This is a genomic window from Pseudomonas sp. MIS38, assembly GCF_019891575.1.
Taxonomy (GTDB): Bacteria; Pseudomonadota; Gammaproteobacteria; order Pseudomonadales; family Pseudomonadaceae; genus Aquipseudomonas; species Aquipseudomonas putida_A.
Genome location: NZ_JAFLXF010000003.1, coordinates 313,503 through 321,384, shown reverse-complemented (window position 1 = coordinate 321,384; position 7,882 = coordinate 313,503). Strand labels below are relative to the sequence as shown.

The 7,882-nt window shown below is 55.7% G+C and carries 7 protein-coding genes, 1 tRNA gene and 1 pseudogene; all 9 read left to right on the top strand.

Translation table 11 applies throughout. The features are described 5' to 3' along the window. Positions 1-107, top strand: a pseudogene (locus J1G18_RS06885) (elongation factor Tu); the annotation flags it as partial. A gap of 53 nt (positions 108-160) precedes the next feature. Continuing rightward, a tRNA-Trp gene (locus J1G18_RS06880) sits at positions 161-236 on the top strand. A 45-nt stretch (positions 237-281) separates the two neighbouring features. Then, positions 282-650 (top strand): preprotein translocase subunit SecE, encoded by a 369-nt coding sequence (gene secE / locus J1G18_RS06875; protein ID WP_041074957.1) that lies wholly within the window; start codon positions 282-284, stop codon positions 648-650. A 9-nt stretch (positions 651-659) separates the two neighbouring features. Next, complete coding sequence (gene nusG / locus J1G18_RS06870) at positions 660-1,193, top strand: transcription termination/antitermination protein NusG (RefSeq protein WP_025113545.1); 534 nt, start codon at positions 660-662, stop codon at positions 1,191-1,193. A 117-nt stretch (positions 1,194-1,310) separates the two neighbouring features. Further along, positions 1,311-1,742: a 50S ribosomal protein L11 gene (rplK, locus tag J1G18_RS06865; protein WP_003228756.1), complete on the top strand. Its 432-nt coding sequence runs from the start codon at positions 1,311-1,313 to the stop codon at positions 1,740-1,742. Then, on the top strand, positions 1,742-2,437 hold the full coding sequence (gene rplA / locus J1G18_RS06860; RefSeq protein WP_003228754.1) for a 50S ribosomal protein L1: 696 nt from the start codon (positions 1,742-1,744) through the stop codon (positions 2,435-2,437). The genes rplK and rplA overlap by 1 nt, the downstream gene beginning before the upstream one ends. Positions 2,438-2,635: 198 nt before the next feature. After that, positions 2,636-3,136: a 50S ribosomal protein L10 gene (gene rplJ / locus J1G18_RS06855; protein ID WP_003228752.1), complete on the top strand. Its 501-nt coding sequence runs from the start codon at positions 2,636-2,638 to the stop codon at positions 3,134-3,136. Between the two features lie 74 nt (positions 3,137-3,210). Continuing rightward, entirely contained in the window at positions 3,211-3,576 is a 366-nt protein-coding gene (rplL, locus tag J1G18_RS06850; protein WP_007962228.1) for a 50S ribosomal protein L7/L12, read from the top strand. A gap of 221 nt (positions 3,577-3,797) precedes the next feature. Then, a complete protein-coding gene (gene rpoB / locus J1G18_RS06845) occupies positions 3,798-7,871 on the top strand; it encodes a DNA-directed RNA polymerase subunit beta (protein WP_007962226.1) in 4,074 nt (1,357 codons plus the stop codon). Positions 7,872-7,882: the final 11 nt, after the last annotated feature.

Sequence of the window (7,882 nt, the reverse complement as noted above, 5' to 3'; positions counted from 1 at the left end):
CTGTTACCCTGATCAAAACCATCGCGATGGAAGATGGTCTGCGTTTCGCTATCCGTGAAGGCGGTCGTACCGTCGGCGCTGGCGTCGTAGCTAAAATCATCGAATAAGCGGTTGTAATGTATTTTTCGGGCCGGCATAATGGTCGGCCTGATTTTGTTTTAGGTCAGTAGCTCAATTGGCAGAGCGACGGTCTCCAAAACCGTAGGTTGGGGGTTCGATTCCCTCCTGACCTGCCAGATTCACTCGGTGTGTCTGGCTTTCTTTTCACAGGATCTTCATAGATGACTCCTAAGGCTGAAGCTCAAGGCTCTCGCTTCGATCTGCTCAAGTGGCTTGTGGTAGCCGCTTTGGTGGTTGTGGGTGTAGTTGGCAATCAGTATTACGCTGCTTCGCCGATCCTGTACCGTGTACTCGCTTTGCTCGTAATTGCTGCTGTAGCTGCCTTTGTAGGCCTGCAGACTGCAAAGGGCAAGTCGTTCTTTGTACTGGTTAAGGAAGCGCGCACCGAGATTCGTAAAGTCGTATGGCCAACTCGCCAGGAAACCACGCAGACAACGTTGATCGTTGTTGCTGTGGTTATCGTTATGGCGTTGCTGTTGTGGGGTGTTGATTCCCTGCTCGGTTGGCTTGTTTCCTTGATTGTCGGCTAAGGGTGTCCCGTGGCTAAGCGTTGGTACGTTGTGCATGCTTACTCGGGTTACGAGAAGCATGTCATGCGCTCGCTGATTGAGCGCGTTAAGCTGGCTGGCATGGAAGATGGCTTCGGCGAAATTCTGGTTCCCACTGAAGAAGTGGTTGAAATGCGTAATGGCCAGAAGCGCAAAAGCGAACGCAAGTTCTTCCCAGGCTATGTGCTGGTACAGATGGATATGAATGAGGGTACTTGGCACTTGGTCAAGGATACTCCTCGGGTGATGGGATTCATTGGCGGTACCGCCGACAAGCCTGCTCCAATCACCGACAAAGAGGCGGAAGCCATTCTGCGTCGCGTGGCTGATGGTAGCGATAAGCCGAAGCCGAAGACTCTGTTTGAGCCGGGTGAGGTAGTTCGCGTTACTGACGGTCCATTCGCTGACTTTAACGGCACCGTCGAAGAAGTTAACTACGAAAAGAGCCGTGTCCAGGTGGCAGTGCTTATTTTCGGTCGCTCTACTCCGGTAGAGTTGGAGTTCAGTCAGGTCGAAAAGGTCTAGCTGAACAAGCATCCCAACCCCGCAGCCCTAGGCTGTGGGGTTTTGTCGTCACTGGGATAAACGCGCAAGTAACCGGGGAGCCTTTCGAGGCGTTCGAACCCGTAATTGGAGTGCCTCATGGCCAAGAAGATTACCGCTTACATCAAGCTGCAAGTGAAGGCCGCTCAGGCTAACCCAAGCCCACCTGTTGGTCCTGCTCTGGGTCAGCACGGCGTGAACATCATGGAATTCTGCAAGGCTTTCAACGCCCGTACTCAGGGTCTTGAAGCAGGTCTGCCGACTCCAGTGATCATCACTGTTTACAGCGACCGTAGCTTCACTTTCGAAACCAAATCCACCCCTGCTTCGGTTCTGCTGAAGAAGGCGGCCGGTCTGACCAGCGGTTCCGCTCGTCCGAACACCGTTAAGGTTGGCACTGTTACCCGTGCTCAGCTGGAAGAAATCGCGAAAACCAAAAACGCGGATCTGACTGCAGCTGATATGGATGCAGCCGTGCGTACTATCGCCGGTTCTGCTCGTAGCATGGGCCTTAACGTGGAGGGTGTGTAATGGCTAAGCTGACCAAGCGTCAAAAGGCTATCGCCGGCAAAATCGAAGCAGGCAAGGCCTACAACATTGTAGACGCTGCTGCTCTGCTGGCTGAGCTGTCGACTGTCAAGTTCAGCGAGTCGTTCGACGTTGCTGTAAACCTGGGTGTAGACCCGCGTAAATCCGACCAGGTTGTTCGTAGCGCTACTGTGCTGCCACACGGCACTGGCAAGACCGTTCGCGTTGCTGTGTTCACCCAGGGTCCAGCTGCTGAGGCCGCTCTGGCTGCCGGCGCTGACCGTGTAGGTATGGACGACCTGGCTGCCGAAATGAAAGGCGGCGACCTGAACTACGACGTAGTGATCGCATCCCCGGATGCCATGCGCGTTGTAGGTCAACTGGGTCAGATCCTCGGTCCACGTGGCCTGATGCCTAACCCGAAAGTCGGCACCGTAACTCCAGACGTAGCTACCGCGGTTAAAAACGCCAAGGCTGGTCAGGTTCGTTATCGCACCGACAAAAACGGCATCATCCACACCTCCGTTGGCAAGATCGGCTTCGATGCCGTCAAGCTGAAGGAAAACGTTGAAGCCCTGATCGCTGATCTGAAGCGTATCAAACCAGCTTCCTCGAAAGGTATTTACGTCAAGCGCGTTACCCTGAGCACCACTATGGGCCCAGGTCTGGTTATCGACCAGAGCTCGCTGGACGCGTAAGACAAAGGTTGGTGCGATTATTCGCGCCAATTGAAAGATTGGGGTCCCTGCCTGGCGGGGGCTATCCAAGACCGTAGGCGGCGCAAGCCTTAAACCACAAGCCTACGCAGATGGTGCTCCCGGTTCCTTACCGAATCAGACACCAAAACGACATTCGGTTTCGACCGAGTGAAACGGTAACAAGCAGGAGTTAAACCCGTGGCAATTAATCTCGAAGACAAGAAGGCCATCGTCGCTGAAGTCAACGAGGCTGCCAAAGTCGCTCTGTCCGCTGTCGTGGTTGATGCCCGTGGCGTAACAGTAGGCGCAATGACCGGACTCCGTAAAGAGGCTCGTGAAGCTGGCGTTTACGTACGTGTTGTACGTAACACCCTGCTCAAGCGCGCTGTTGCTGACACTGAATACAGTGTTCTCAACGACGTGTTCACCGGCCCGACCCTGATTGCATTCTCGAACGAACATCCGGGCGCTGCTGCCCGTATCTTCAAAGAGTTTGCCAAGGGTCAGGACAAGTTCGAGATCAAGGCAGCTGCGTTCGAGGGCAAGTTCCTCGCAGCTAATCAGATCGACGTACTGGCAACTCTGCCGACCCGTGACGAAGCAATTTCTCAGCTGATGAGCGTGATTCAAGGCGCTACCAGCAAGTTGGCTCGTACTCTGGCGGCAATTCGCGACCAGAAAGAAGCTGCCGCAGCCTAAGGCTCGTCAACTTCTCGCGTTTTTTGTTTATTTCGATGGTCGCGTAGGCCGTCCCCCAATTCAGGAATTGAGTCATGTCTCTGACTAACGAACAAATCATCGAAGCAATCGGCCAGAAATCCGTAGTGGAAATCGTTGAGCTGATCAAAGCGATGGAAGAAACCTTCGGTGTTACCGCTGCTGCTGCTTCGGCTGGCCCAGCTGTAGCTGCTGCTGCTGTTGAAGAGCAAACCGAGTTCAACGTTGTTCTGCTGGAAGCTGGCGAGAAGAAGGTTAACGTGATCAAGGCAGTTCGTGAACTGACCGGTCTGGGCCTGAAAGAAGCCAAAGAGAAAGTAGACGGCGCTCCTCAGGTTGTAGCTGAAGGCGTTTCGAAAGAAGCTGCTGAAGACGCTAAGAAGAAGCTGGAAGAAGCAGGCGCTAAAGTCGAGCTGAAATAAGTATCGACTTTGCTCCTCCAGCCCGAGCGTCAAGCGACAGGCTGATGGCTGGTGGCTCTTGCCACCGGCCTTTTTCCGTTATTGGTAGCCGACTGGGTCGGTGCTGATAAAGGCGCTGTAACCACCCGATGCGGTGGCGCAAACCATGGGGTTTGCACGATTTTCTGGCTGCTCCCGTCGGGAGGGGCCAAACAAGCAGGTGACCAAGCTGGGGAACGCTGATGGCTTACTCATATACTGAGAAAAAACGTATCCGCAAGGACTTTAGCAAGTTGCCGGACGTCATGGATGTGCCGTACCTCCTGGCCATCCAGCTGGATTCGTATCGTGAATTCTTGCAAGCGGGAGCGACTAAAGATCAGTTCCGCGACGTGGGCCTGCATGCGGCCTTCAAATCCGTTTTCCCGATCATCAGCTACTCCGGCAATGCTGCGCTGGAGTACGTCGGTTATCGCCTGGGCGAACCGGCATTTGATGTCAAAGAATGCGTATTGCGCGGTGTAACTTTCGCCGTACCTTTGCGGGTAAAAGTGCGCCTGATCATTTTCGACAAAGAGTCGTCGAACAAAGCGATCAAGGACATCAAAGAGCAAGAAGTCTACATGGGCGAAATCCCATTGATGACTGAGAACGGTACCTTCGTAATCAACGGTACCGAGCGTGTTATCGTTTCCCAGCTGCACCGTTCCCCGGGCGTGTTCTTTGACCACGACCGCGGCAAGACGCACAGTTCCGGTAAACTGCTGTACTCCGCGCGCATCATTCCTTACCGCGGTTCGTGGCTGGACTTCGAGTTCGACCCGAAAGACTGCGTGTTCGTGCGTATCGACCGTCGTCGCAAGCTGCCGGCCTCGGTGCTGCTGCGCGCGCTCGGCTACACCACCGAAGAAGTGCTGGACGCTTTCTACACCACCAACGTATTCCACGTTAAAGGCGAAGGCCTGAGCCTGGAACTGGTGCCTCAGCGTCTGCGCGGTGAAGTGGCTGTCCTCGATATCCAGGACGATAAAGGCAAGGTTATTGTCGAGCAGGGCCGTCGTATTACTGCCCGCCACATCAACCAGTTGGAAAAGGCCGGGATCAAAGAGCTGGACGTGCCTCTGGACTACGTCCTGGGTCGCACCACCGCCAAGGTCATCGTGCATCCGGCTACCGGCGAAATCCTGGCAGAGTGCAACACCGAGCTGTCGACCGAAGTCCTGGCGAAAATCGCCAAGGCCGGCGTTGTTCGCATCGAAACTCTGTACACCAACGACATCGACTGCGGTCCGTTCATCTCCGACACGCTGAAGATCGACTCCACCAGCAACCAATTGGAAGCGCTGGTCGAGATCTATCGCATGATGCGTCCAGGCGAGCCGCCAACCAAAGACGCTGCCGAAACCCTGTTCAACAACCTGTTCTTCAGCCCTGAGCGCTATGACCTGTCTGCGGTCGGCCGGATGAAGTTCAACCGTCGTATCGGTCGTACCGAGATCGAAGGTTCGGGCGTGCTGTGCAAGGAAGACATCGTCGCGGTACTGAAGACTCTGGTCGACATCCGTAACGGTAAAGGCATCGTCGATGACATCGACCACCTGGGTAACCGTCGTGTTCGCTGCGTAGGCGAAATGGCCGAGAACCAGTTCCGCGTTGGCCTGGTACGTGTTGAGCGTGCGGTCAAAGAGCGTCTGTCGATGGCTGAAAGCGAAGGCCTGATGCCGCAAGACCTGATCAACGCCAAGCCAGTGGCTGCGGCGGTGAAAGAGTTCTTCGGTTCCAGCCAGCTCTCGCAGTTCATGGACCAGAACAACCCGCTGTCCGAGATCACCCACAAGCGTCGTGTCTCTGCACTCGGCCCTGGCGGTCTGACTCGTGAGCGCGCAGGCTTTGAAGTTCGTGACGTACACCCGACTCACTACGGTCGTGTATGCCCGATTGAAACGCCGGAAGGTCCGAACATCGGTCTGATCAACTCCTTGGCTGCTTATGCCCGCACCAACCAGTACGGCTTCCTGGAAAGCCCGTACCGCGTGGTGAAAGAGGGTGTGGTCACTGACGAGATCGTGTTCCTGTCCGCCATTGAAGAAGCCGATCACGTGATCGCGCAGGCTTCGGCGACCATGAACGACCAGAAAGTCCTGATCGACGAGCTGGTAGCCGTACGTCACCTGAACGAATTCACCGTCAAGGCGCCGGAAGACGTCACCCTGATGGACGTTTCGCCGAAGCAGGTAGTTTCGGTTGCAGCGTCGCTGATTCCGTTCCTCGAGCACGACGACGCCAACCGTGCGTTGATGGGTTCGAACATGCAGCGTCAAGCTGTACCAACCCTGCGTGCTGACAAGCCGCTGGTAGGTACCGGCATGGAGCGTAACGTGGCTCGCGACTCCGGCGTTTGCGTCGTGGCTCGTCGTGGCGGCGTGATCGACTCTGTTGATGCCAGCCGTATCGTGGTTCGTGTTGCTGATGACGAAGTTGAAACTGGCGAAGCTGGTGTCGACATCTACAACCTGACCAAATACACCCGCTCGAACCAGAACACCTGCATCAACCAGCGTCCGCTGGTGAGCAAGGGTGATCGTGTTCAGCGTAGCGACATCATGGCCGACGGCCCGTCCACCGACATGGGTGAACTGGCACTGGGTCAGAACATGCGCATCGCGTTCATGGCATGGAACGGCTTCAACTTCGAAGACTCCATCTGCCTGTCCGAGCGTGTGGTTCAGGAAGACCGCTTCACCACGATTCACATTCAGGAACTGACCTGTGTGGCTCGTGACACCAAGCTTGGCCCAGAGGAAATCACTGCGGACATCCCGAACGTGGGTGAGGCTGCACTGAACAAGCTGGACGAAGCCGGTATCGTTTACGTAGGTGCTGAAGTAGGCGCAGGCGACATCCTGGTCGGTAAAGTCACTCCGAAAGGCGAGACCCAACTGACTCCGGAAGAAAAACTGCTGCGTGCGATCTTCGGTGAAAAAGCCAGCGACGTTAAAGACACCTCCCTGCGTGTACCTACCGGTACCAAAGGTACTGTCATCGACGTACAGGTCTTCACCCGCGACGGCGTTGAGCGTGATGCTCGTGCACTGTCGATCGAGAAGTCCCAGCTGGACGAGATCCGCAAGGATTTGAACGAAGAGTTCCGTATCGTAGAAGGCGCGACCTTCGAACGTCTGCGCTCCGCTCTGGTAGGCCACAAGGCTGAAGGCGGCGCCGGTCTGAAGAAAGGTCAGGACATCACCGACGAAGTTCTCGACGGTCTTGAGCATGGTCAGTGGTTCAAACTGCGCATGGCTGAAGATGCTCTGAACGAGCAGCTCGAGAAGGCTCAGGCCTACATCGTTGATCGCCGCCGTCTGCTGGACGACAAGTTCGAAGACAAGAAGCGCAAACTGCAGCAGGGCGATGACCTGGCTCCAGGCGTGCTGAAAATCGTCAAGGTTTACCTGGCAATCCGTCGTCGCATCCAGCCGGGCGACAAGATGGCCGGTCGTCACGGTAACAAAGGTGTGGTCTCCGTGATCATGCCGGTTGAAGACATGCCGCACGATGCCAATGGCACCCCGGTCGACGTCGTCCTCAACCCGTTGGGCGTACCTTCGCGTATGAACGTTGGTCAGATCCTTGAAACCCACCTGGGCCTCGCGGCCAAAGGTCTGGGCGAGAAGATCAACCGGATGGTCGAAGAGCAGCGTAAAGTCGCTGAACTGCGTACCTTCCTGGACGAGATCTACAACCAGATCGGCGGTCGTAACGAAGATCTGGATAGCTTCTCCGATCAGGAAATCCTGGATCTGGCGAAAAACCTGCGTGGCGGCGTTCCAATGGCCACTCCAGTGTTCGACGGCGCCAAGGAAAGCGAAATCAAGGCCATGCTGAAACTGGCAGACCTGCCGGAAAGCGGCCAGATGCAGCTGACTGACGGCCGTACCGGCAACAAGTTCGAGCGTCCAGTTACCGTTGGCTACATGTACATGCTGAAGCTGAACCACTTGGTAGACGACAAGATGCACGCGCGTTCTACCGGTTCGTACAGCCTGGTTACCCAGCAGCCGCTGGGTGGTAAGGCGCAGTTCGGTGGTCAGCGTTTCGGGGAGATGGAGGTCTGGGCACTGGAAGCATACGGTGCCGCTTACACTCTGCAAGAAATGCTCACAGTGAAGTCGGACGATGTGAACGGCCGTACCAAGATGTACAAAAACATCGTGGATGGCGATCACCGTATGGAGCCGGGCATGCCCGAGTCCTTCAACGTGTTGATCAAGGAAATTCGTTCCCTCGGCATCGATATCGATCTGGAAACCGAATAACACGTGACGCG

Coding starts and splice junctions, on each gene's coding strand:
- secE (WP_041074957.1), top strand. CDS start 282: ATGACTCCTAAGGCTGAAGCTCAAGGCTCTCGCTTCGATCTGCTCAAG.
- rpoB (WP_007962226.1), top strand. CDS start 3,798: ATGGCTTACTCATATACTGAGAAAAAACGTATCCGCAAGGACTTTAGC.
- rplA (WP_003228754.1), top strand. CDS start 1,742: ATGGCTAAGCTGACCAAGCGTCAAAAGGCTATCGCCGGCAAAATCGAA.
- rplL (WP_007962228.1), top strand. CDS start 3,211: ATGTCTCTGACTAACGAACAAATCATCGAAGCAATCGGCCAGAAATCC.
- rplK (WP_003228756.1), top strand. CDS start 1,311: ATGGCCAAGAAGATTACCGCTTACATCAAGCTGCAAGTGAAGGCCGCT.